Origin of the sequence: Lacrimispora indolis DSM 755 (genome assembly GCF_000526995.1) — a bacterium.
Taxonomy (GTDB): Bacteria; Bacillota; Clostridia; order Lachnospirales; family Lachnospiraceae; genus Lacrimispora; species Lacrimispora indolis.
In genome coordinates this window covers 3,211,746-3,235,640 of the sequence record NZ_AZUI01000001.1, presented here as the reverse complement: position 1 = coordinate 3,235,640, position 23,895 = coordinate 3,211,746, and the positions used below count along the sequence as shown (strand labels likewise).

Genomic DNA, 23,895 nt, shown 5'->3' with positions numbered 1-23,895 from the left:
AACGTCATATGTTACGGTATAATGATCATTTATACAATATGTACATGTTATACATAACCGTGCCGGTATAATCGGAGCATATCTGCACCCTAAACCCTACAGACTCTGAATACATGCTTGACACACTAATTTGATGGTAAGTATTTCCGGGGAAATAGCGCAGTGTTGTTATAACACCTATAATAGTTTTTCCTGTTAAGCCAAACTCAGAAACTGTGTAATCCTTTTGAAATAGTGTGTTCGCTGTTATCGCTGCCCCGGATGATGCATAATGCAGGATCTTTGTCAAATTGCTATTTGTTGTAGCAATCTGATTCTGTAAATCACTATTTAACTTAGTAATCTTCTCATTAATAATAACATTATCATTAACGAAATCCTGTCTTACCGGCTTATCCGATGCTTCCCACATATTTAATCCTAATGATGTTTTATTTGTACTTGACATATTATTTTTCCTCTTCTAATTTGAATTTTTTTTCTTTGATTTCTTTAGCTGTAAAACTATTTTACTCATTTTCTTTCAACAACTCTGGCATAAATCTTATTTTAAACATTTGTAAAATAAAAGAAGGAATTCAGCAATATCTATTAATGGCCAATCTTTTAGTCAAGTGGATATTCGCAATCCACTTCGCTACTTGTTCACGGCGTCCCCGATAGTGCGGGGGAGGCCCTGCCCTGCTTTATCGGGCATAACCGAATAGCAGCTGACGCTTGTGTCAGGTGAAGCTTGTACTCCACCTGACACAAGCAAGTCCCCACCCACCACTCAATGCTTTTCGCATTTGAAGTGGGGGACTTACTTGATTCGGTTAAAATACAATTAGTACCACGTTATAGGCTCATTAAGGCATAAAATGTTTACCGCTTATCACGTTTATTCAGATCATTTAACTGTTACATACATTGCTACAAACAATCTCTGATCCAATGCGCTATCCTTCTCGCATACTCGAACATATGTTCTGTTTTGTCGACATCTGAATTATAATACTCTTGAATCATGTTGTCAATACTTTTTCCGAACATATGTTCTATTTTTAATAAATTTAAGATTACAACTAAAATAAAGAAGTAACTTCTAGTTTCAAGTATTAACTTCTACAACTATCGAAGTTAGGTGTTCTACTATCTTACAATAGTAGAACTGTCTGTTCAGAAGGCAGGCATTTATTAGTAAGCACATACATGGCGGATAACTTCTCGCCCTATCTCAAAGAGTTCAATTGAGAGGGGCCTAACTGATAGAAAACCATTTTCTGTAGTACCACGGATAACTGGAACGTCACCGAGTACCATTTCTAAAGAGGTGTCGAGACATAGGGCACTCTGTAAAAAAGTCGATCAGGAAAGCGCTGTATGAATTTTATGTTCAGAATATAAACCGAAAGAATGTGAGAGAATGAAGAAGCCTACATACGTCTGCAAAGGCTGCAAAAAAGCAATAATTGCCTTATGCAAAAAGCCCACTACATCGCACAGATACTCAGGAAGAATACTTTGAAGTATTGATTTCGTCAAGAGATGGGATTAATCAGAATGTATCAGATATAGCTCTTCTGGGCCAGCGAATCTCTCCCCTTCTCAAAAAGAGGTAAGCATTGCACATATCCATGCAAACCATGGCGGCGAGATTCCATACAGCCGCATGACGCTCTGCAACTATATTGATATGGGACTGTTTGAAACACGTAACATTGACATGAGAAAGATGGTTTATTATAAGCCTCAAAAAACACCAACATGTGTCAGTTTTGTGGACAAAGATTTCCGAATCGGACATACCTATGAAGATTTTCAAAAATATATGAAAGAACATCCAAATGTTTCTGTAGTTGAACTGGATATAGTGATAGAGAAACAATCAGGCGGCAACCAGATATTATTAACTGCTTTCTTTCACAGCTGCTCATTAATACCTATCATTCTTCTAAAGGAAAAAACGTCTGATTGTGTTATAAAGACATTCGACAAGCTTACAGCAGCCCTGGAAATACAGCGTTCCAAAATCTTTTCCCAGCAATCCGAACAGATAACGGACAGAATCTTATTATCTTGTAGACTTGAATACAATCCAAACGGCAATATCCCAACTAAAATCTTTTTTACTGTAATCCAAATGCAGTCCAGCAGAAAGGCATGATTAAAAAGAACCATGAATACATCAACCTTGTAATACCTAAAGGATTCAGCATAGACTATAATACAGAGGAAGATATCACAAGGCGAATGAACAACATCAATAACAAAGCAAGGGACAGTCTGAATGGCTGTAATCCATTTAAACTGTCCCTAATGATCTTTGATTATATACTGCATGATGTACTTCAACTAAAAGAAATCGCACCAAATAAGGTGTCACTATGTCCTGAACTAATAAAGAAATAAAATAATTGGCACAGGCGATTCACTATATCGAATTAAGTCCTATATTTGAGCGAGTGGAACTTAGTCCTGTACACTTTTTCCAATACCTTAAATAAGGTAATATAAAAAACATAATGATGCTTTAATTATTATTATAAACCTGCGATCGAATTTGTTAATTAAAAAGTGGAAATAAGTTCTGTATATTCAACCATTACGCTTTTTATTAAAGTCATTCTTTTAAAGTCACTTTTTCATTTAACCATTTCAGATTACAGTTCCTTCCCATCCAATTAAAAAACACATAACCCTATGCAAAATCAAGAAAACTAAAAAATCCCTAATTTTTTCTCTTAGGGATTTTCAGTATATGTTTATGCATAGTTTCCTGATATCATATTAACAATAAAAACAAATTTTACGAAAAAAAGCAAGAAACATCCCAAATTCAAACCAGCACATCAGCATTCTTTACCGTCCCCCCGGAATATAAGAATCCAATATAGCTTTATCCTTTCTCACCACATACCCGCTTCCTCCCCGGTCCTTTACATCCTCTGCCATACTGACCAGAAGAATAGGAGTCTCTAACTTTGGATCTGTCGTAAAAACAGCAAACCAACCAAGCTCCGTACCGTTTTTATCCTCTTTTGAAGCCTTGATCTCAGCCGTTCCCGTCTTTCCTGCAAGCTCTACATCATTCCGGTATGCCCCATGTCCGGTTCCATGCTGGGAACTGATGACTTCACCAAGAGCTGTCCTGATCCTGTCAGCAATTTCCGGAGTACATGCTCCCGGCAGCCAGACTTCCGGTGCTGGTTCCGGCTTGTACTGCAGATACGGCTTGATGACGTTTCCATTATTGGCAAACATGGTATAAAGGGATGCCAGGTGTATGGGATTGACCAGCATCTGACCCTGTCCGTATCCGCTGTCAGCCAGCTGAACCTCTGTTTCGATCCGCTCTGTATTGGAGTACTGAGACTTTGTTACGGATATATCAAAAGGAAGCTCCTGATTAAATCCCAGTTTATCCAAACCTGACATAAAATCATCATAGCCGATTTTTAAGGCAGCCTTTGCAAAATAAATGTTATCCGAATAAATAAATGCGTTTTCCAGGATGACAGGGCTGTAATCATGAAGGGTGGTAACATAGTAATTTCCCCAGCTTTCATCCTTTCTCCAGCTTAGCCCTACGTTTCCGTAATCCTCATTGGGATCAATAGCCCCGGTGGAAAGTCCGATGGCACCGGTTATGGGCTTAAAAGAAGATCCCGGAGCAAATCTCTGACGGAACCGGTTGAACATGGGTTTTCTCTCGTCATCATTTAAAGAAGCCCATGTTTCCTCGGACATTCCCAGGATAAAATCATTGTCATCGTAGGACGGCGTGCTGACAAGGGCCAGTACTTCGCCGGTATAAGGATTCATGGCGACCGTACAGCTCTTATCATCTTTAAATGCCTCATAAATTTCAGACTGAAGGTTGCTGTCAATGGTCAGGGTAATATCCTTTCCTTCTGTCCGCGGCTTTGCAGCCAGGGTTTTCTTAAGTGTTCCGCCAGAATCAGTAATGGAAACCGTCCGTCCATTGGTCCCTTTCAGCTCTTTCTCAAACAATGCCTCCATTCCGCTCCTTCCGATAACACTGTCAGAAAGATAATCCTCTCCCGGATGCTTTTCAAGATCCTCTGCCGTCACATTCTGGACATATCCCACCAGATGGGCACCGCTCTTTCCCAAGGGGTAATAGCGGACTTGCGTATCTGTGATCAGGACTCCCGGAACAGTCAGAAGCTCATCCTGGAATTCCTTATTTTTAACATTGTCCTCCCTGGGCTCCATGGAATTTAAATTCAGTTCATCTACCTTTTTAATGGTCTTTAACGGTACAAACGAATCTTCTTTTACCCACTTGGCGGACAATTTCTTTTTGATCGCATCCGCCGATATTCCAAGTAGGTTCCCAAGAGTCTCTAAATCCCCTTCCGAATCCTCACTCATTTTTCCGGGAACCAGGCCCACGGAAGAAGCGGTGCCTTTCCCTGCAAGAAGCAGCCCGTTCCGGTCAAAAACACTTCCCCTCTGTGCTTTGTCCGTTGATACCCTCACCTTATCGGTGCGCCCCAGCTCGGGAAAGATCACGCTGTCGTTCCACACCATCTCATAGCCTTTTTTCTTTTCCTTCCGGAATTTCACCTGATTGCTGAAGCTGATTTCCCCTGCAATACTGGTAAGGCTCATGGCGTAGCTGACCGTTGCCTCTCCGTCTTTTTCTTCTACCTGCTTAATCTGGGCGGTTATTCCGGAGGCCTCGATTCCTTCGTAGATATTTTTATGTCTGGTGATAAAATCCTCTTCCCTGATATTTATATGGCTCTGTTCATCCAACATCCCATACATAGCCTGATAGTCTGACCTGGTAAGACACTCCACATATTCCAAAAACAACGCATCCGGCTTTTTCCTAGACGCTCCGAATTTCCCCTGTATTTGAAAGAACAGTGCCGCTCCTGCCAGGCCGGCCAGCAATATAACGAGTGTGCAAACAGTGCTGAATAAAAATCTCCTTCTTCTGCGCCTCATGGCATACCTCCTGTCAATCCGTTTGCTTAATCTGTCCGCAGATTATTGGACACGCCGGAAGCAGTCCCGGTAAGGATATCAGCGGGATCTTCCAGATGAAAGTAATAATTTAAAATTCCTTTTCCTACCCCAACCACATTGCCGGAGCTGTAACCATTGGCGATCCGCACGGTTATGGCTATCTGCGGGTCCTCAAACGGGGCATATCCTATGAAAAGTCCGTGGTTTGGCCGTGTTTTGGATTCCTCTGCTGTTCCGGTTTTTCCGGCCGCATTAACTTTTAAGTCTTTTAAGGTTGCATTGGTTTTTACCAGCTCATTCATACCCTTGGCAACGTCATTCCATACGTAACCCGGAAGGGATACGTTGTTCTGAAGCGTTGGATTAAAGGACTGGACCGTGTTGTCATCAGTATCCGTTATTTTATAAATAAGGGAAAGATCATAGCTGGATCCATGATTGGCAAGGGTCGCAGTGTACCGCGCGATCTGTGTTGTCGTATAGTTATGGGTTCCCTGTCCGATGGAAGAAGGGATAGCAAATTGGTCTGTTACATGGGGTTCTGCTTCTCCGATCTCAATGCCTGTCTTTTTATCCAGATCCAGCAGACCGGCATATTCCTGCAGCTTACTTAATCCCTTCCCTTCTGAAAACAGCCCATCCTCTTCGGTTCCCAGCCGGTACGTGATTTCAGATAAGTATACATTACAGGAGTTTTTAAGAGCATCGGCACTGGAAAGTATGGTACCGTGACCTGACCGCTTCCAACAGCGCAAAGGCGGCTGCACCTTATCAAACACGCCGGTGCATACCACGCTGGTATCTGTAGTGATAACTCCTTCGCTCAGCCCTGCAATGACCGTTACCGGTTTAAAGGTGGATCCCGGAGCCGTCAGCTGGCTGGTTGCCCGGTTAAATAGGGGCAGGGATAAATCTGCTGCAAGCTTCTGATAGTAGGACGTGTCCATCTGATTTGCCAGACGGTTGTTATCATAACCCGGATAGCTTACGCATGCCAGCACCTGTCCGTCCTGGGGCCGGACCACCACAGCTGACCCGGAACAAGGATTTAAAGCCAACTGGGCAGGAGTGATCTCCAGATTTTTTATCTTTTTGCGTATGAACTGCCAGGCATTCAGCTGCCCATTTAAAAGTGGGGCATAATCCGGATCCTCTTTTGATAATATTCCCTGATCATAAAGGAGCTTTTCCACATCCTCTCCGGTCAGAGTTCCTTCCGTTATCATTGCCTGATATATCAGTAAATCAAAACCGGAATCTTTCCTTAAGCCGTCCAGGATCATTTCTTCAATCAAACTTCTGCTGTTGTCAAGTGTCATATATTTTTCAGAAGCTTCCACCTGGCTTAAATCAATCCAGCCATTTGCAATGCAGTCGGAAAGATACTGCCGGAAGCTTTGTTCCTTCTGGTCCCAGGCTCTGCTTTTTTCAGAAAGAATTTTATTCTTCCTTACTGTATCCAAAAGATAATCATAATAGCCTTTCACTTCACCGCTTAAGGAGTCATACCCGGCCCCTGAGACATCAAAGGAATCAGAAAATCCTTGAAAAACCTGCTCTTTCTTGCCGGCAAACCTTTCATAGACGGCCTTCTCCAAATCCGACGCATCCGTTTCCTGAAACCGGCCGGTATCAATGACATGATTTTTTATTAATGCAAAATACACTTCATCCGATGAAATCCGGATCTGGGAGGCATCGGCTGCTTTTGGCATGTCAGCCCTTTTGCTCTCTTCCATATTGGCAAGGAGAATTCCGGCAATCTGCTGTTCCAGCATCTGATAAACCGCATTCTGCAAATCCTTGTCAATGGTCAGGTAAACATCGTTTCCAGTATGGGGCATACTGGTAATTTCCGGGTCTGATTTCCGGTTTCCCACTACGTCCGTATAAAACTGTTCCATCCCATCCTGTCCACGAAGCTGTCCTTCCATAGACTTTTCAATTCCGCCTTTTCCTATAATGGACTGGTTCGTATAAATGGCACCATCCCGATTCCCTGCTTCCAGTTCCTCGGCGGAAACCGGCCCCGTATAACCCAATATGGAAGAAAGGCTTTCTCCGCCGTAGTAGACACGGACGTTTCCCTCCTGGATATCCGCCCCAGGCAGGCTGAGTTTCTTTTCCAGTACTTCCACCATAGCTTCCTCGGATACATCCGAGGCGACCAGATAAGGAAGGTATTTGCGGTATGAATTCAGGGAAAGGCCATAGCGGATGTTGGCTATCTGCAGGATCTCCCTGGGCGTAAGGGTATGGGGCAGTCCGTATTGCTCCCCTTCCTCTTCTGTATAGGCATCCTCGATCAGGAACTTTTCCTTGCTGCATAATTTTTTCATGAGTTCATCCGCTGTTACGGATTTTTCCGCATCCGTCAAATCATCCACAGAGTTTTTTCCATAAAAATCTGCCTTAAAACGGCTGAGCTTCCACCCTTCTTCGGTAAACTCATAATTTCCCTGTTCATCCACAGATATGGGCAGAACTGTATTTAACTTGTCCTCATCCTTGACCAGGCTAATCAGCTGATAGGCAATTCCGTTTAAGGACCGCTGGCGTTCTTTCGATGACTTGTAATTCTGGGAATCCTCCAGGGTAATATCATAGGAAAGCCGGTTTGAAGCCAGTAAATTTCCGTTCCTGTCATAAATGTTTCCGCGGCTTCCGGCAATTCTCCTTGTCTTCATAATGGAACTCATAAACTCTTCCTGATTGGCTGCCCCTTCCATGATCTGAAGACGGTACAGCCGGAAAATAAGCACCAGAAACAGAAATCCAAAAATAACGCCCAGAACCGCCAGTCTTGGTATCCGGTCCAATAATTGAAGTCCGGAAAAATTCTTATCTTTCCATAATTTATGATTGCGCAAAATGATCTCCTTTTATCTTACATTTGTAAGATTTAATTATACACGGATTTTGTCCTGATGTAAACTTTTTTTTAATCATATCTGCTATTGTATAACAAAACAGCGTTCCGTTCGCGTTCAATATAAGATTAACAGAAAAGCCTTCCAAGAGTGCCGTTTTAAATCTTTTACTGGCTGCGGCTGCTAATGACAGCATAGAAACCAGGCAGATTCAGTGTATTTTTATATATTTATATTGAGAAATACGGATTCTTTTGTTAAAATTTAATTAAGAATTTGTCAGATGGCCTGAGTCCGCTGGCATCTTAATGAAAAGATAAAATGGGGGTAGAATCATGAAAAAAATGAGACAATTAATTGTTACAGCTGTTCTTTCCATTGTAATGAGTTTTTCTGCGTTTGCCGGACAATGGAATCAGGATGCCAAAGGCTGGTGGTACCAGAATGATGACGGTACCTATCCGGTAGATTGCTGGCAATGGATCGACGGAGATGCAGATGGTGTCTCGGAATGCTATTATTTCAATGAATACGGCTATTGCCTGACCAATACCACAACTCCTGATGGAAAAACAGTGGATGCAAACGGAGCATTGGCCATTTCCGGCACAGTACAGACAAAAACCTCAGGCAATTCTTCATCAAACACTAAGTCAAACAGCGATACCGCAGCAGCCACGCAGCCAGCACAGGATACCTCACAAAGCACTGCAGCAGTTAACAATAAGGAACAGATGGTATGGGTATCCAGAACAGGCAAAAAGTACCATTCAAACCCAAACTGCAGCAATATGAAAAATCCGGCCCACATGACACAATCAGATGCAGAAGCATTGGGAAGAACTCCCTGTTCAAAATGCTATTAGCATACCGGTCAGCCAATCGTTATATTCAGCATTTGCCGCTTCCGGCCACGGCCCCTGTATAAAAATATCATACATAAGAGAAACAGACGGAAAGAATATGCCGTCTGTTTTCTGTTAATAAATGTATTTAAAAAGGAATCTTCACGCCTTTTATCCTCCTACTCATAGAACCACGAAACAAAGAATAAGTATAAGTAATATTTACAGGTAAAAAGAAAGGACTGAACCATGGCCCAAACCGATAATTTCTATACCTTAAAGGGTTACTCCCTTTTAGAGCATGCGCAAATCACCTCTTCCATGGAAGATTATCTGGAAATGATATGCAGGCTCCACCGTGACGGCCAGCCTATCCGCATCAAGGAGCTGGCGGAATGCCTCCATGTAAAGCCTTCCTCGGCCTCTAAAATGACTGGAAACTTAAGGAAACAGGGGCTGGTGCGCTTTGAGAAATACGGCACCGTATCCCTGACAGAGGACGGCCTGGAGCTGGGTGAATATTTATTATTCCGTCACGATATCCTCCGCCGGTTCTTCTGCTATATCAATCAAAATTCCGACGAACTGGAGCAGGTGGAAAAGGTGGAGCATTTCATCGAACCGGAAACAGTGTATAATATTCAAAAATGGCTGGATAAATTTACATAGACAGGCTTGTGTGATTTTACAATTCATCGTATACTATAGCATAACACGTACATTTCTAAGGAGGACAAACACATGGATAAGATTAAGATGACAACCCCCATCGTCGAAATGGATGGCGACGAGATGACCAGGATTCTCTGGCAGATGATCAAAGATCACCTTTTGCTGCCATATATTGATTTAAAGACAGAATATTATGACCTGGGCCTGGAATACCGTGATGAGACAAACGACCAGGTGACCGTTGACTCTGCTAATGCCACAAAGAAATATAAGGTTGCCGTCAAGTGCGCCACAATCACCCCCAATGCAGACCGGGTAAAGGAATATAACTTAAAAGAAATGTGGAAAAGCCCCAACGGCACCATCCGGGCGATCTTAGACGGAACCGTGTTCCGCGCTCCCATCGTTGTCAAGGGAATCGAACCATGTGTGATCAACTGGAAAAAGCCCATTACCATAGCAAGACATGCTTACGGTGATGTTTACAAAGGATCTGAAATGAAAGTCCCGGGAGCAGGAAAGGTGGAGCTTGTCTATACCGCTGAGGATGGCAGTGAGGAACGGGAGCTTGTCCACTCCTTTAATGGCCCTGGAATCGTACAGGGAATGCACAATTTAAACAACTCTATTGAAAGCTTTGCCAGAAGCTGCTTTAACTACGCCCTTGACACTTCCCAGGATTTGTGGTTTGCCACAAAAGACACCATTTCCAAGAAATATGACCACACCTTTAAGGACATTTTCCAGGAAATCTTTGAGGCTGACTATGAGGACAAATTTAAGGAAGCAGGCATCACCTATTTCTACACTCTGATCGACGATGCGGTGGCCCGCGTGATGAAATCAGAAGGCGGCTATATCTGGGCCTGCAAAAACTACGACGGTGATGTAATGAGCGATATGATATCCTCTGCCTTCGGCTCCCTGGCCATGATGACCTCTGTCCTGGTATCTCCTGATGGGGACTATGAGTACGAAGCAGCCCACGGAACCGTACAGCGCCACTACTACAAGCACTTAAAGGGCGAGGAAACCTCCACCAACTCCGTTGCAACCATCTTCGCATGGACCGGTGCTTTGAGAAAGCGGGGGGAACTGGATGGAAACACAGAACTTGCCGCTTTTGCAGACAAGCTGGAACAGGCGACCATCGATACCATTGAAGCAGGTGAAATGACAAAGGATTTAGCCCTCATCACTTCCATTCCCAACCCAACGGCATTAAACAGTGAGGAATTTATTAAGACAATTGCAAAAAGACTGTAAAAACTGCCATACCCTAAACCCATACGGAGATGAAGCATCGGATGACATTGCAGCAGCTTAAATATTTTATTGAAATCGTGAACTGCGGTTCCATCAATAAGGCGGCGGAAAGCCTATTTATTGCCCAGCCCAGCCTGTCAAATGCGGTGAAAGACTTGGAAACCGAGATCGGCGTGGAGCTCTTTACCAGAACGCCCAAAGGCATTTCACTGACCAAGGACGGCGTGGAATTTCTAGGCTATGCCCGCCAGGTCGCTGAACAGACAAGCCTTCTTGAACAGCGCTATTTAAGCGGGAAGCCCTCCCGCCGCCTATGCTCCATCTCGACCCAGCACTATGCTTTTGCCGTAAACGCCTTTGTGAACATGGTCCAGAAAACAAACGCGGACGAATATGAATTCACCCTGAGAGAAACGCGGACCCATGAGATCATTGAGGATGTGAAAACCTTACGCAGCGAGCTTGGCATTCTGTACATGAACCCGTTTAACAAACGGGTACTGGAAAAGCTGCTGCGGGAGAACGGTTTGACATTCCACCCCCTGTTTACCGCCAAGCCCCATATTTTTGTCAGCGCATTAAACCCACTGGCAAAAAAGGAGTACGTCACCCCTGACGACTTAGAGCCTTATCCCTGCCTTTCTTTTGAACAGGGGGAGTACAACTCCTTTTATTTTTCAGAGGAGATCTTAAGCACTGCCTTCAGCAAGAAAACCATCCGGGTCAGCGACAGAGCCACCATTTTTAACCTGATGATCGGCCTTAACGGCTACACCATATCAACAGGAATCGTAAGCGCAGACTTAAACGGTGACAACATTAAAGCAGTGCCGTTTCACATCGACGATTCCATAGAAGTGGGCTGGATCGGACATAATTCCATACAGCTGACCAAACAGGCGTCCATGTATCTTGAGGAACTAAAGCAGGTGGTTGCCCGGTATGATGTTCTCATGGATGAGAAGATATAGTTTATAACTATAACAAAGCATAGAATAATGACATTACCCTATATGCCCTCTTTTGTATTACAATGTTCTCATCAGACATTTAATCCAACATACAGGAGGGCTTTTTTATGAGCAAAAGATTTCAAACCGTCGGCAGTTTACTTCGTCCGGAAAAACTGCTGGTCTATAAACATCAAATTGAACACCGGGACGACATCACATACCCTTTCTATAACGATTTTCCAGGATATGAGGAATGCGAATACCAAGCGACCAAAGACGTGGTGGATAAAGAAATACAGCACAATTTTAGGATCATCACGGACGGCGAATACTCCAAGTCCATGTGGCATTTAGACTTTGTCTGGGGGCTTAAAGGCATCAGCCGGTACATTGCTGACCATGGCTATTTTTTCCGGGACAAAGATGAAGTTCAGAAATACGAAACCCGCCGGGATATCGGCCTGCGAATTACCCAGCCCTTAAGCGGCAGGAACCACCATTTCATTAAAGTTTTCCAAAGGCTTGCAGCCATTGCAGGGGACAGGAAAACAAAGCTCTGTATTCCATCTCCGTCCCACATCTTTGGAGAGCTTTCCTGGTCAGATAACATCGGAGGCAAGGATTCTGTCTATTCCACGCCTCAGGAATTAAAAGAAGGGCTTGTTCAGGCTTACAGGGAATTTCTTGAGGAATACGCAGCCGCAGGCGGAAAGATCCTGCAGCTGGACGACTGCCTGTGGGAGATTTTCGCCGATGACAATCCCAACTCTCCCTATACAGGAAAAAACATTGATCAGGAAACAGTTCTTGCCCTGGCGGCGGAATTTATTGACATCAACAACACAATCATTGACTTCGGCCACAGCCTTGGACTTATCATGTGGACTCACAACTGCCGCGGCAACTACGATTCCCGAAACATGGGAGGCGGCTCCTACTTAAAAATTGCCCAATTGTTCTTAAAACAACTGAAATACGACCGGTTTTTCCTTGAGTGGGATGACGACAGGGCCGGTTCCCTTGACGCCCTTTCCGTATTTAAGGATAACCCTCATGTTGAAATCGTGCTGGGCCTTCTTTCAAGCAAAACCAACACCCTTGATGATGAAGCGCGGGTCATCAGCCTGCTTGATGAAGCGACCAAAATCATTCCCAAGGATCGTTTGTTCCTCTCCCACCAGTGCGGCTTTGCCTCCTGTGACGGCGGCAACGAACTGACCGAAGACGAGCAGTGGGCAAAGATCGATCAGGGTCAAAAAATCGCCCTGAAATACTGGGGCGAATAATCAATGCAGCAGGGAGCCTGGAAAGAAATCTGCAGGCGTCGGCCTGGTCAGCTGCTTTTTCCTTTCAGGAGGTAATCATACTATGGAATACACACCAAAAGAAATCCTGTTAAAAAATGGGACTCCCTGTATCTTAAAAAGTCCCGGCCCCGAGGATGCAGCTGCCATTCTGGAGCTTATGCGAAAGACTTCAGAGGAAACCAACTATATGGCCCGGTATGCGGATGAGATCAACACCTCCCTCCAGCAGGAAGAAGAGTTTCTTTCCTCCAACTTAAAAAGCCATAAAGATTTAATGATCTGCGCAGTAATAAACGGAGAGATCGTTGCAAATTCCGGGATCAATCCTATTGGAGCAATGGAACGTTACTCCCACCGGGCCTCCTTTGGCATCTCCACCTGCAAGGCATACTGGGGGCTTGGGATCGGCTCCCATCTCCTCGCTGCCATCAAAAAAGAAGCCCGTAAAATGGGCTACGAGCAATTAGAGCTGGAAGTTGTATGTGAAAATGAACGGGGCCTGGCTCTTTATAAAAAATATGGCTTTGAGATCTACGGCACCAGGGAATACTCCTTTAAATACCGGGATGGAAGCTATGGGGCCGCCTACCAGATGATGGTAAGGCTTTAAAAAAAACTCCATACTTCTTCAAAATTTCTGTTCATATCATTACCAAGATGTTAAACAATAAAATCATTATATAACATCTTGGTAATGAAAGTATCCGTCTGCCTCCTCTGTTTGACCGTGTATCCCGCTATAAGCCCTGACCCCCGCCTAAAAGTCCTTGTAAACAATTCCCAGGAGGTTACAAATAAGTTTCTTAAAATAAACTGGATACCGGCCTGAAAGAGGGTAGAATCTTGATATCAGCTGCATGAACCATGTGGTTTTCCACAAATAAATACCAGGCCTTCATCAACCTGGTATTATTTGACTAATCATCAATCGAACACATCCATCCCGTGAATCGGAAGAATGCCTAAAACCTGTTCCCGCGCTTTTTTTACAGCCTCCGCATCGGCATTTATAATTCCCTCATAAATCTTATCATGGGTATCCGAAAGCGTTTCCAGTGAAACCCCAGCATCATGCATCCGATGAACACGGGCATTTAAAAGCCGGGTGATATGGCGCCGGATCAACTGCTGGACCATAAAATAAATATCCTTATACAGGCTGTTATGGCTCATTTTCACCACTTCATAATGGAATGCAAAATCCGCATCCACCATTTCCTCCAGGCATTCTGCATTGTCTATATTTTTATGAAAAATCCTCTGCTTTTCATGATATTGGTCCAAAACATCTTTCAGCCTCTGCTTCTCTTCATTTGAGGCTTTTATAATTGCCAGATTCATGCATTCGCCCTCCAACAAGTTCCTGAGCTGCTGTACTTCCCCGTATTTTTTATCATCATCATAAAACTCTGCGATTTCACTTAAAAACGAACGCATGGAAAATGCCTTCACAAACGAACCCTCTCCAACACGGGTTTCAATGATTCCCAGTGTATTCAGCTTCTGAAGAGCCATCCTAACACTTAAACGGTTTACCCCAAACATCTCCGCAAACTCTGCCTCTGACGGGATCTTTTCTCCTTCCCTCCAGACTTCGTTCACAATGTCACGCTTTATAGCATCTCCCACCTGATCCACAACGGACAAACGGCTGATTTTTGTTTTCCGTGCTTTCGTCTTTTTAATTTCCATGATCATACCATCCAGTTAATATTTTAAATAACTTTAATTGTATACATTTCTTACATTATACATAACTGTTTTCTGTTTGTCAAAAAAGAAAAGCGGTCTCTTCACCTGTATTGGGGGTGAAGAGACCGCCTGCTATTCCTGTCAGAATCACATGGGATTCATCAGGCAATCACCACTTTTTTCGCTCTTGCCATTTCTTCCTCGCTCATCTCCTGTCCGATACCCGGAAGCTCCGGAATTTCAAAGAATCCTCCGGACGGCTGATAATTGTGGATACCGGCGTCAATGCATGGTTTTGTCAGTGCCGCATTGTGATGCTCATGGATGCAGAAATTGGGAATCGCTGCCTCAACCTGAAGAGCCGCTGCCGTAGCAATAGGGCCGCCGCACACATGAATCTGGACACCGATGTCATAAACCTGAGCCATATCACATATTTTCTTTGTTTCCGTAATTCCGCCTGTATTACATAGATCGGGCTGAATAATGCTTAAGGTTCTGTCCTCAAAGAACTGACGGAATCCCCATCGTGTATAGCTGCGCTCTCCCGTTGCAAGAGGCAGGGAGCAGCTTTGTTTGATGTGCTTAAACATATCCGGATTGCAAGGCATGGTAGGCTCTTCATAGTACATAATCCGGTACGGTTCAAGGGCTCTTCCAAGCTCTGACGCAGTGTTGGCATCCAACAGAGAGTGGATTTCAACAATGATATCCAAATCCGGTCCGCCGGCCTCTCTCGCTGCCGCAATCCGGTCCACGGCCAGCTGCAGATCATGCTGTCTGAAGGAACTGCGGTGATGGGTTCCCTGTGACGCAAATACCTCCGCCAGTCCCTTCGGCTCATAGGGTGCGAATACCGGATCAATCTTCACCGCATCGTAGCCATCAGCCATAGCCTCCTTTACAACAGCATAGTAATCTTTTGGATCATACAGCAGTCCTAAGGCGCCTGTCTCTCCAATCAGTTTCTTCCACCCGAACTGAAGCTGACTCGCGTATGAACGGAGCTTTTTATTCGTCTTTCCGCCGATAAGCTTATATACCGGAAGCCCAAGGGACTTGCCTTTGATATCCCAGCACGCAGTATCAATCGCAGCCATTGCAGACGTCACAACAACTCCGCCTCCCATTCCCCAGAATGTATGACGGTGCAAATGCTCCCATATTTCCTCTGTATTGAAAGGATCCATACCTATCACAAGCTTTGCAAAATCCTGGCATTGGCCGAAAGCCGCCTCTTTGCAGTTTCCATAGGCAAGTCCCGCTTCTCCAAAACCACTGATTCCGGCATCCGTATTAACTTTCACGGTAATTGCATAACCTAGATAAACCTCTATACTCGTAATCCTCATGAATTTTTCCTCCTGAAACATATTTATTTGACAGTTGTCTTGGCTATATAATGTTCAAAACAGTACTCGGACAATTCATTGCCTATCCCCGGCGTCTCGGGAACGGTGAAATAGCCGTGTACCGGCTGCAAATCCAGTTTTCCAAAGTTTTTGTTGTACTGATGGCGGTTAAAAACATGATGCTCATGGATACAGAAATTTGGAATCACCGCCTCTAAGTGTAAGGCTACCGCTGTGGAAATCGGACTTGCACACACATGAGCCTGGACAGACACGTCATAGACGTGAGCCATGTCACATATTTTCTTTGCCTCGGTGACACCGCCGCAGTTTCCAATATCCGGCTGAATGACCTGGATTGACTGGTTTTCAAAATACGGCGCATACTGCCACCGGGTATACAGACGCTCTCCGTGGGCAATCGGCATCTGAAGTTTTTCACAAATATATTTAGCCGTCTTTGGAGTTGGGGTATTGGGCTCCTCAAAATAGAAAATGCCGTATTTCTGGACAATGCGGCCCAGCTGAACCGCTGAATTTGCATCCGGAAAAGAGTGGTTCTCCATGATAATGTCCACATTCGGACCTATGGCCTCACGGACAGCTGCAACCCTCTCCTCTATCAGCTGGGTATAATAGGGCTTTAACAAAGTGACTGATTCCAGCTCATTGTTGAACTTTCTTCCATCCCTGTCAAACATGAAGAAATCTATCTTGATTGCATCGTATCCCTCATCCATTGCCATCTTTGCATTTTCCACATACTCTTCCGTCTTTGCCGCCATTTCATAATGGTCGCTCCATCCAAACTGCAGCTGACTGGCATAGGACCGGAGTTTATCCCTCTTCTTTCCTCCGAGAAGCTTATAAAGCGGCACATTAAAATGCTTTGCTTTTATATCCCAGACAGCAATATCAAGGGCACTCATACCGGCAAAAATAATCGGGCCTCCATTTTGTCCCCAGAATGTATTTTTATACATTTTATCCCACATGACCTCATTATCCAGCGGATCCATCCCGATGATCATTTTCGCCAGATCACAAATCATGCTATAAGCGGCGGGAGCGCCGGTACAATAAGCAATTGCCGCTTCACCATCTCCGTAAATGCCTTCGTCTGTATATACGCGGCATACCGCCGGACGCCAGGACGGATTATTTTCACCTTCCAGAAGCATTACATCGACCTTCGTAATTTTCATAGTATTACCCTTCCTTTCCTTTTTTTAAATGCCGCAGCAGAAATACAAGCGGCACAATCTTACCTGTTATTTCATTAATCTTCCGCCCAGACAGAGGTATGAATCTCAATATTTCCCGACTTTGCACGCCAAATGCCAATAACTGCCATTACCAGCAGAGCTGTTATATTTGCCACTGCGAGAGACATATTCATTGACAGACAGGCTTTCCAGAACACAATAAGGAAGCAAACCAAAGATACAACGCAGACTGCATAGTACAGTCCGGCCGAGATATGAAAACGGGCTTTCTTCCATGCCTCCGGATATTTCTTCGGCATTTTTATGTATGCAACAAAATTGAGAAAGGCAAAAAATGAGGTGAAAAGCTGAACCATATTTGTGATAACCGTAATGGAAAGACCAAATAAAATCGGGATTATACCGAGCGCATACATAAAGGTCAAAATCCATATGCGGGCACCTTTGCCGTTCTTCTTTCCAAACGAAACCGGAAGCCAGCCATCATCACAGGACTGGCCGATTGTGATGGAGTTGTAGGCAAAGCTGGAATTTAAGGTAGAAAGTAATGCCATAATCGGCCCTCCGATAATGAATGCATAAAAGAGCCATGCCGGAAAGATACGCTGTGCTGCAAACACCAGTGTTGTGGAATTCCCGTATTCCTCAATGCTCATAACGCCTGTTCCCGCCAGCGCAACGCCTACGTACAGTACGAGGAGAGTAGGAACTGCCATGATCAGAACAACCGGAATATCTTTTCTGGCATTCTTTGCGTCACGGCCATAAGCGGTTGTCATATAGTAGCCCTGACAGGAATAAACAAAGAGAAGCACTGCGCCAAAAAAGCCTCCATTGATCTGCCCGTTTGCGAATGTAATTCCCCAGCCATTCACCAAAAATCCCGGATCTGTAAAATCAAAAATCGGCAGTTTCATCTTAACGATGCCGGCAACCGAAAAAATCACCAGTGCCGCGATCAGCAGCCATGTCATCATTTTCTGTGCTTTGGCCATGATATCAATCCCCAGCAAATTGACCACATAGAAGAAGGTCAAAAGAGAGATTCCCACAATGATCCGTGGCCCCCGTCCCCCTAATACCGGTATAATATCCCCCAGATATGCGGAAGCAGACGCTCCGAACAGGGAAAGCGAAAGACATTGTGTCAGATAAGCAAATGCGAAAATACCGGAAATCGTGGGACCCGCTAAATCACAGAGCATGGAGTAGTTTCCTCCCCCAAGCCTTAATGTGGAGGATATAAAAATATTAGGTGCAATCATGACAAATCCCATAATGATTGCGGCAAAATAGGCTAACCATGCAGAATATCCGGTCATCTTGATTGCCGGAACAATAAGGGTAATTACACCAGCTCCGATTACCTGCCCGATTGCCAGCGCATATAACTCTATCCTTCCAAGAGTTCCCGGCTTCGGATTCGGTTCTTTTACAATTTTTATTGCCATAATGTTTCCTCCGAATTTTTCAAATTATCATTTCATCACTTCTTCTCCACTGATTTATAAAGAATTGCATGATTGATTGCGGACTGTAAAAATTCGTTTCCAATCCCTGGACATTCCGGGACAGTGAAATATCCGCCTTCGGGCTGTAAATTATATTTTGTAAGATTTAGACAAGTTTCCATACGATTGCACGTATGGTGCTCATGGATGACAAAATTGGGAATGGTACACTCCACCTGAAGAGCCGCATTTGTAGCAAGAGGGCTGCCTGCCACATGGATCTGAATACCGGCATCATAGGCATGTGCCATATCACAAATCTTCTTTACCTCGGAGATGCCTCCGCAGTTTCCTATATCCGGCTGGGCAAGCTGAAGCAGATTGCGTTTAAAATGATCTGCGTACTGCCAGCGGGAATACAATCGTTCCCCATTTGCAATTGGTACTGAGGTATACTTTGCTATGTACTCAACAGTCTGGGCTGTAGGCGTATTGGGCTCTTCAAAAGCCAGGATATTGTATTTCTCAGCCAGTCTCGCCAGCTGTACCGCTCCCAACGCATCCGGGTAAGAATGATTCTCCATAATGATATCGACCTCATCTCCCGCCGCTTCCCTTGCGGCCTTCATACGGCTCTCTACCATTTTGAACTGCTTTGGCGTCAAAAATCCTGTCGTATCAAGAAAGCTTAAAGGTTTCCCCTCTTCATCCCTGTCAAAAAAATCTATCTTGACTGCATCAAAGCCCTCTCCGACGGCAAGCCTCACATTATAAGCATAATCTTCCGGGGTAACTGCCCACAGATGCCCGGACACACCTGTCTGCCCCCAGCCAAACTGAAGCTGGCTCGCATATGTGCGAAGCTTATCCCGCACTTTCCCGCCAAGAAGCTGGTATACCGGAACATTAAAGTACTTTCCCTTTATATCCCAGAGCGCCACATCAATAGCCGCAATTCCGGAGAATACAACCGGTCCTCCATTCTGTCCCCAGAAAGTCTTTTTATACATGGTCTCCCAAATCAGTTCCGTCTGCAGCGGGTCCATTCCTGCCACCAATTCAGCCAGATCACAAATCATGCCGAATGCGGCGCTTCCTCCCACCCCGTAGGCCATCCCTGCTTCGCCGTCGCCCCAGATGCCCGAATCCGTGTGCACGCGGCAGCCAACTGGGCTGTTCTGCCTGCTGTTGGCTGTTGGAAGACGGAATACCTCAATCTTGGTAATTTTCATCTCGCAATCCTCCTTTTTATTATTTCATTTATATAATCACTACATCATTTATTCACTTGTTCGCTATGTGAACATTATAATAAGTTCGAATTGATTTGTCAATTCTTTTTTGTACATTTTCAATATAATAATTTTTATTTTTATTTACAAATTATGCACATTAACATAAGAAATAAAAAACTTCGTTTTCTTTCTTGCTAAATTCTACCGATTTATGGTACATACTTAACAAAACCATTGACTGCCTGTATGATTCCTTGAAGTTATCTTAAAAATGTAATAGCATGTTTCTCAGCAAATAAAATAGACGGAAACAGAGTACATGGCCAGGTACACTCATGAATTCAATGCTTCCGTCTATTTGAAGATATTAATATAACAATATTTTCTATATTTTTCTAAAAATCCCTGTTCATCTCATTATCAAAATGATATAATGAAGATTATTATATAACATCTTGGTAATGGAAGGATCTTTGACATGAACTTAAGACATCTGACTATCTTTAAAACGGTGTGTGAAGAAGGCAGCATCACAGGAGCAGCCAAGGCGCTGTCCATGACCCAGCCTGCCATCTCCCACGCCATCAATGAACTGGAAGAATCCGTTGGCTCGCCTTTATTTGACCGTGTATCCCGCAGAGTGGTCATCAATGAGAACGGAAAATTTTATTTGTCTAAGGTCATCCCTCTCCTGGAACTGTATCAGGATCTGGAAAACTATTCCGGTGCCCTGCATCTTCAGGCTCCTTTAAGAATCGGCGCCTGCGTAACCCTGGCCACCTACTTACTTCCTAAAGTGGTATCCCGCTTTACCCTTACAAACCCTGATACCCAGCTAAAGGTGATAGTAAACAATTCCCAGGAGGTTACAAACAAGCTTCTTAAAAATGAACTGGATATCGGCCTGATTGAGGGAGTCATCCCTGATGAGAAATTGGAGAAGATCCCCTTTTCCTCCTATCCCATGGCAGTCATCTGCGCCCCCGGCCACCCCTTTGCAGACCGTCTTGCCCAGCCGGTGGCACTGGACCGGCTCATTGAAGAACCTCTGCTGCTGAGAGAACAGGGCTGTACCCTTCGGGATACCTTTGACTTCGCCCTTGCCTTAAACAATTTATCGGCTGAACCTCTCTGGTCCAGCACCAACTCCGATGTGATCCTCCAGGCTGTAAGGGAGAATATCGGGATCGGCATTGTTCCCAGAATTTTTGCCGATGAGTCCATTAAAAAAGGGGAAATCGTAGAAATAGAGGTAAAGAATCTGGATATCAGCTGCATGAATCATGTGGTATTCCATAAGGATAAATTCCAGACGGAAGCATTCCAGGCCTTCATCAACCTGGTATTATTCGACTAAGGACGGTTACCGGCAGAAGGAGTTTTGCCGGATCCCTGTGACTTCATATAATCCTTCACAAAATCCAGAAATACTTCATCAGGAAGAGATAAGGGCTGATCCTTATGAAACACCGCATAGATCTTCCTGGTGAGGCTTATGGAGTCTTTCAGCTTCAACACCTTGATCACCCCATATTTACGTTCTGTTTCAATTGCCAGAACTGACAAGATGCCGATTCCCTTATTATCCACCACACATTTCTTCACTGCCTCGATGTTTCCAATGGCGTGGATGTTCTTTTTCGGAAAGTTTAAGCTTCCGGCAGATTCTAAGTACTTAACAATGGATGACCGGGGATTGGTTGTCATGAGATTCTCTCCCACCAAATCCTCCAGCCCCACCTCATCTTTCCTGCTTAAAGGATTATCCGTTGAAGCGAAAAAGACAAGCGGGTCATCCGTCAGCTCCTCATACAACAGCATCTCTCTTTGAGGAGGAAACGGCTGGCTGACAAATCCAAAAGGAAAGGCCTTTGATTCAATATCCTCAAAAACATTCTGAGTGTATTCTACGTGGTTCACCACGGTCACAGACGGATATTTGGCTGAAAATGCATGAATGATGGGTGGAAAGATATAGGTTCCCGGGGTGCCGGAACAGGCAAACCGTATTTCCCTGTTTTTTAAGTTCTCAGAAGCATAGATCTCCTTCTCCGCTCCCCTCATGGTCTCCATGATGGTCTTCACATAAGGAAGCAGCAGCTTCCCTTCTTTTGTCAATCCTATCCGGTTGTTATCCCTTTCAAATAATTCGGTCCCAAAATGCTTTTCCAGGCTTTTCACACGTATGGAAACAGCCGCCTGGGAGCAGAACATCTCTGCGGCAGTCTGGGTAAAGCTGTGGTTTCCGGCGACTTTCAGAAAGGTTTCCAGGGTTTCCAGATTCATCATCATTCTCCTTTCAGTCTCTTGCATAAAATATATTTATGGAGATTATAGCAAATCCACAAATTTATGTCAATTTTTCTATTTTAAATAAACATTATTCCTAACCTCATAAGATTAATTTATAAAATCATGGATTCCTCCCCTGAAAATAAAATGAATATAAAAATCTATCGTTGTACTTTTTCCAACTAAAATTTTACACTTAGGCTACAATAAGATATTGTGAGAAAGGAGATGTTGCCATGAATGAAGCAAAAGCAACATTGTCAACGCAGGAAGTCAAAGTAAAAAAAGTCAAAAGCCCTTTTGAACTGAAAATGCAATTTTTCGGGCTGCCGGCCGCATTGATCGTATTCGGCCTTTTCTATTCCACCCCCATCCCTGTGGGCCTGTCCTATGCAGGAAAAATGGCCCTGGGCGTATTCTTGACCGCCCTCATCCTTTGGGTCACGGAAAGCATCCCCAATTACACGGTTTCCCTCCTGGTCATCGTAGCCCTCCCCCTCCTTGGCGTCTGGGAAGAGGAAAAGGCCATGGGCGTATTGGGCTATGAAGTCATCTGGCTGACCTTTGCAGCCTTTATCATCGCCTCAGGCATGGAAAAAAGCGGCCTTGCCAAACGTCTTGCCCTTAACCTCATAACCAGGTTCGGCAAAAGCGCAAACAGCATCCTGCTGCTTTTAATTGCCACCAACTTTCTCATCGCTTTTGTGGTGCCTTCTACCACCGCCCGGGCGGCAATGATGTTCCCCATCGTCCTTCTGGTGATCGAAGCCTTCGGAACTACCATGAATGACCCTAAGAATAACTTGGGAAAGCTTCTGGCCTTACAGGGAATCCAGTCCAACAATTTGTCCACAGGAGCCATTGTAACCGCAACCAGCGCCCAGATCATGGCCATTGGTTTTATTAAGGATTTGACCGGACAGAACATTTCGTGGACTTACTGGTTCATTGCCTCCGCCCCTGTCACCATCCTGACCCTCCTGGCCTCCTTTTTTATCGGAAAGATCCTTTTTAAGATTCCCGCCTCCAATGCCAAGGTAAACTTAAGCCTTCTGGAAGAAGAACGTAAAAATCTTGGCAAGATGAGTCTGGTGGAAAAGAAAGCTTTGGTCATCTTTGGGATCACCATAGCCTTATGGGCCATTGATACCAGACAGATCCATCTTTTCGGGTTCCAGCTCAGCCTTGTTATGGTGGCCATTTTATCGGCGGCATTGTTCTTCATGCCCTATCTTGGCATTCTGAAATGGAAAGAGGCCAAAATCTCCTGGAATCTGCTGATTTTCGCCTGCGGAGCTTACGCTGCCGGCGTGGCATTGGATGAAACCGGCGTGGCTGCCTGGGGACTTAACGCCCTGTTTGCACACTTAGGCATAGAGAGCATGAGCTTTACCTTAATATTTGCCGTTATCATGCTCATTGCCAGTTTCAGCCACTTCATCTTTACATCCAAAACAGTGCGGACCATTATACTCATTCCAACCATCATCGGTATTGCCAATGCAACCGGAATCAATCCGGTGGCCCTGGCTCTTCCGGCCGCATTTTGTATTTCCGACACAATCACTTTACCTCCTCACAGCAAAGTCAACCTAATCTACTACAACACCGGCTTTTTCAATGTGCTTGAACAGCTGCTTTACGGCACGCTGGTTCTGTTGGCAAAATGGGCCCTGATGATCATCGCCTCCCTGACATGGTTCCGGTTCATCGGGCTCGTATAAGCGGATTCAGTTGCATACCTTAACAGAAAG

Annotated in this window: 19 protein-coding genes; 10 read left to right on the top strand and 9 right to left on the bottom strand. The window is 44.5% G+C overall.

Annotated features, from left to right (window positions below; translation table 11 throughout):
- Positions 1 to 25: 25 nt before the first annotated feature.
- On the bottom strand, positions 26 to 448 hold the full coding sequence (locus K401_RS0115515; RefSeq protein ID WP_024293805.1) for a hypothetical protein: 423 nt from the start codon (positions 446 to 448) through the stop codon (positions 26 to 28).
- A gap of 1,227 nt (positions 449 to 1,675) precedes the next feature.
- On the opposite strand from K401_RS0115515, the gene K401_RS31925 reads away from it, so the two are divergent.
- Positions 1,676 to 2,146, top strand: coding sequence for a hypothetical protein (locus K401_RS31925; protein WP_156945284.1), 471 nt, complete (start codon positions 1,676 to 1,678; stop codon positions 2,144 to 2,146).
- Positions 2,143 to 2,391, top strand: a complete 249-nt coding sequence (locus K401_RS31920; protein ID WP_024293803.1) for a hypothetical protein — start codon at positions 2,143 to 2,145, stop codon at positions 2,389 to 2,391. The genes K401_RS31925 and K401_RS31920 overlap by 4 nt, the downstream gene beginning before the upstream one ends.
- Positions 2,392 to 2,841: 450 nt before the next feature.
- Here the strand turns inward: K401_RS31920 and K401_RS0115505 are convergent, their stop codons facing one another.
- Positions 2,842 to 4,959, bottom strand: a complete 2,118-nt coding sequence (locus K401_RS0115505; protein WP_024293802.1) for a penicillin-binding transpeptidase domain-containing protein — start codon at positions 4,957 to 4,959, stop codon at positions 2,842 to 2,844.
- Between the two features lie 26 nt (positions 4,960 to 4,985).
- Positions 4,986 to 7,850, bottom strand: a complete 2,865-nt coding sequence (locus K401_RS0115500; RefSeq protein WP_024293801.1) for a penicillin-binding transpeptidase domain-containing protein — start codon at positions 7,848 to 7,850, stop codon at positions 4,986 to 4,988.
- A 335-nt stretch (positions 7,851 to 8,185) separates the two neighbouring features.
- On the opposite strand from K401_RS0115500, the gene K401_RS31915 reads away from it, so the two are divergent.
- The 6 genes from K401_RS31915 to K401_RS0115470 all read left to right on the top strand — a co-directional run bounded on the left by K401_RS31915 (position 8,186) and on the right by K401_RS0115470 (position 13,503).
- Positions 8,186 to 8,716, top strand: coding sequence for a hypothetical protein (locus K401_RS31915; RefSeq protein ID WP_024293800.1), 531 nt, complete (start codon positions 8,186 to 8,188; stop codon positions 8,714 to 8,716).
- Positions 8,717 to 8,944: 228 nt separating this feature from the next.
- Complete coding sequence (locus tag K401_RS0115490) at positions 8,945 to 9,364, top strand: metal-dependent transcriptional regulator (RefSeq protein ID WP_024293799.1); 420 nt, start codon at positions 8,945 to 8,947, stop codon at positions 9,362 to 9,364.
- Positions 9,365 to 9,436: 72 nt separating this feature from the next.
- Positions 9,437 to 10,633 (top strand): NADP-dependent isocitrate dehydrogenase, encoded by a 1,197-nt coding sequence (locus K401_RS0115485; protein WP_024293798.1) that lies wholly within the window; start codon positions 9,437 to 9,439, stop codon positions 10,631 to 10,633.
- 41 nt (positions 10,634 to 10,674) lie between these two features.
- The gene (locus K401_RS0115480; protein WP_024293797.1) at positions 10,675 to 11,604 is read left to right on the top strand and encodes a LysR family transcriptional regulator; all 930 of its coding nucleotides are present in this window, start codon (positions 10,675 to 10,677) and stop codon (positions 11,602 to 11,604) included.
- Positions 11,605 to 11,711: 107 nt separating this feature from the next.
- Complete coding sequence (locus K401_RS0115475; protein WP_024293796.1) at positions 11,712 to 12,872, top strand: cobalamin-independent methionine synthase II family protein; 1,161 nt, start codon at positions 11,712 to 11,714, stop codon at positions 12,870 to 12,872.
- Between the two features lie 82 nt (positions 12,873 to 12,954).
- Entirely contained in the window at positions 12,955 to 13,503 is a 549-nt protein-coding gene (locus K401_RS0115470; RefSeq protein WP_024293795.1) for a GNAT family N-acetyltransferase, read from the top strand.
- Positions 13,504 to 13,817: 314 nt separating this feature from the next.
- On the opposite strand, the gene K401_RS0115465 is transcribed toward K401_RS0115470, so the two are convergent.
- From K401_RS0115465 to K401_RS0115445, 5 genes are all read right to left on the bottom strand, one after another.
- Positions 13,818 to 14,585 carry a FadR/GntR family transcriptional regulator gene (locus K401_RS0115465; protein WP_029700823.1) on the bottom strand — a complete coding sequence of 256 codons (768 nt, stop codon included), beginning with the start codon at positions 14,583 to 14,585 and terminating at the stop codon, positions 13,818 to 13,820.
- Between the two features lie 161 nt (positions 14,586 to 14,746).
- On the bottom strand, positions 14,747 to 15,937 hold the full coding sequence (locus tag K401_RS0115460; protein WP_024293793.1) for a mandelate racemase/muconate lactonizing enzyme family protein: 1,191 nt from the start codon (positions 15,935 to 15,937) through the stop codon (positions 14,747 to 14,749).
- 23 nt (positions 15,938 to 15,960) lie between these two features.
- Entirely contained in the window at positions 15,961 to 17,142 is a 1,182-nt protein-coding gene (locus K401_RS0115455; RefSeq protein ID WP_024293792.1) for a mandelate racemase/muconate lactonizing enzyme family protein, read from the bottom strand.
- Positions 17,143 to 17,216: 74 nt separating this feature from the next.
- Positions 17,217 to 18,614, bottom strand: coding sequence for an APC family permease (locus K401_RS0115450; protein ID WP_024293791.1), 1,398 nt, complete (start codon positions 18,612 to 18,614; stop codon positions 17,217 to 17,219).
- Between the two features lie 35 nt (positions 18,615 to 18,649).
- A complete protein-coding gene (locus tag K401_RS0115445) occupies positions 18,650 to 19,846 on the bottom strand; it encodes a mandelate racemase/muconate lactonizing enzyme family protein (RefSeq protein ID WP_024293790.1) in 1,197 nt (398 codons plus the stop codon).
- 481 nt (positions 19,847 to 20,327) lie between these two features.
- On the opposite strand from K401_RS0115445, the gene K401_RS0115440 reads away from it, so the two are divergent.
- Positions 20,328 to 21,206, top strand: a complete 879-nt coding sequence (locus tag K401_RS0115440; RefSeq protein ID WP_024293789.1) for a LysR family transcriptional regulator — start codon at positions 20,328 to 20,330, stop codon at positions 21,204 to 21,206.
- Here K401_RS0115440 and K401_RS0115435 read toward each other — a convergent pair.
- Positions 21,203 to 22,141, bottom strand: coding sequence for a LysR family transcriptional regulator (locus K401_RS0115435; RefSeq protein WP_166435275.1), 939 nt, complete (start codon positions 22,139 to 22,141; stop codon positions 21,203 to 21,205). The genes K401_RS0115440 and K401_RS0115435 overlap by 4 nt on opposite strands.
- Positions 22,142 to 22,377: 236 nt before the next feature.
- On the opposite strand from K401_RS0115435, the gene K401_RS0115430 reads away from it, so the two are divergent.
- On the top strand, positions 22,378 to 23,865 hold the full coding sequence (locus K401_RS0115430; protein ID WP_029694941.1) for an SLC13 family permease: 1,488 nt from the start codon (positions 22,378 to 22,380) through the stop codon (positions 23,863 to 23,865).
- Positions 23,866 to 23,895: the final 30 nt, after the last annotated feature.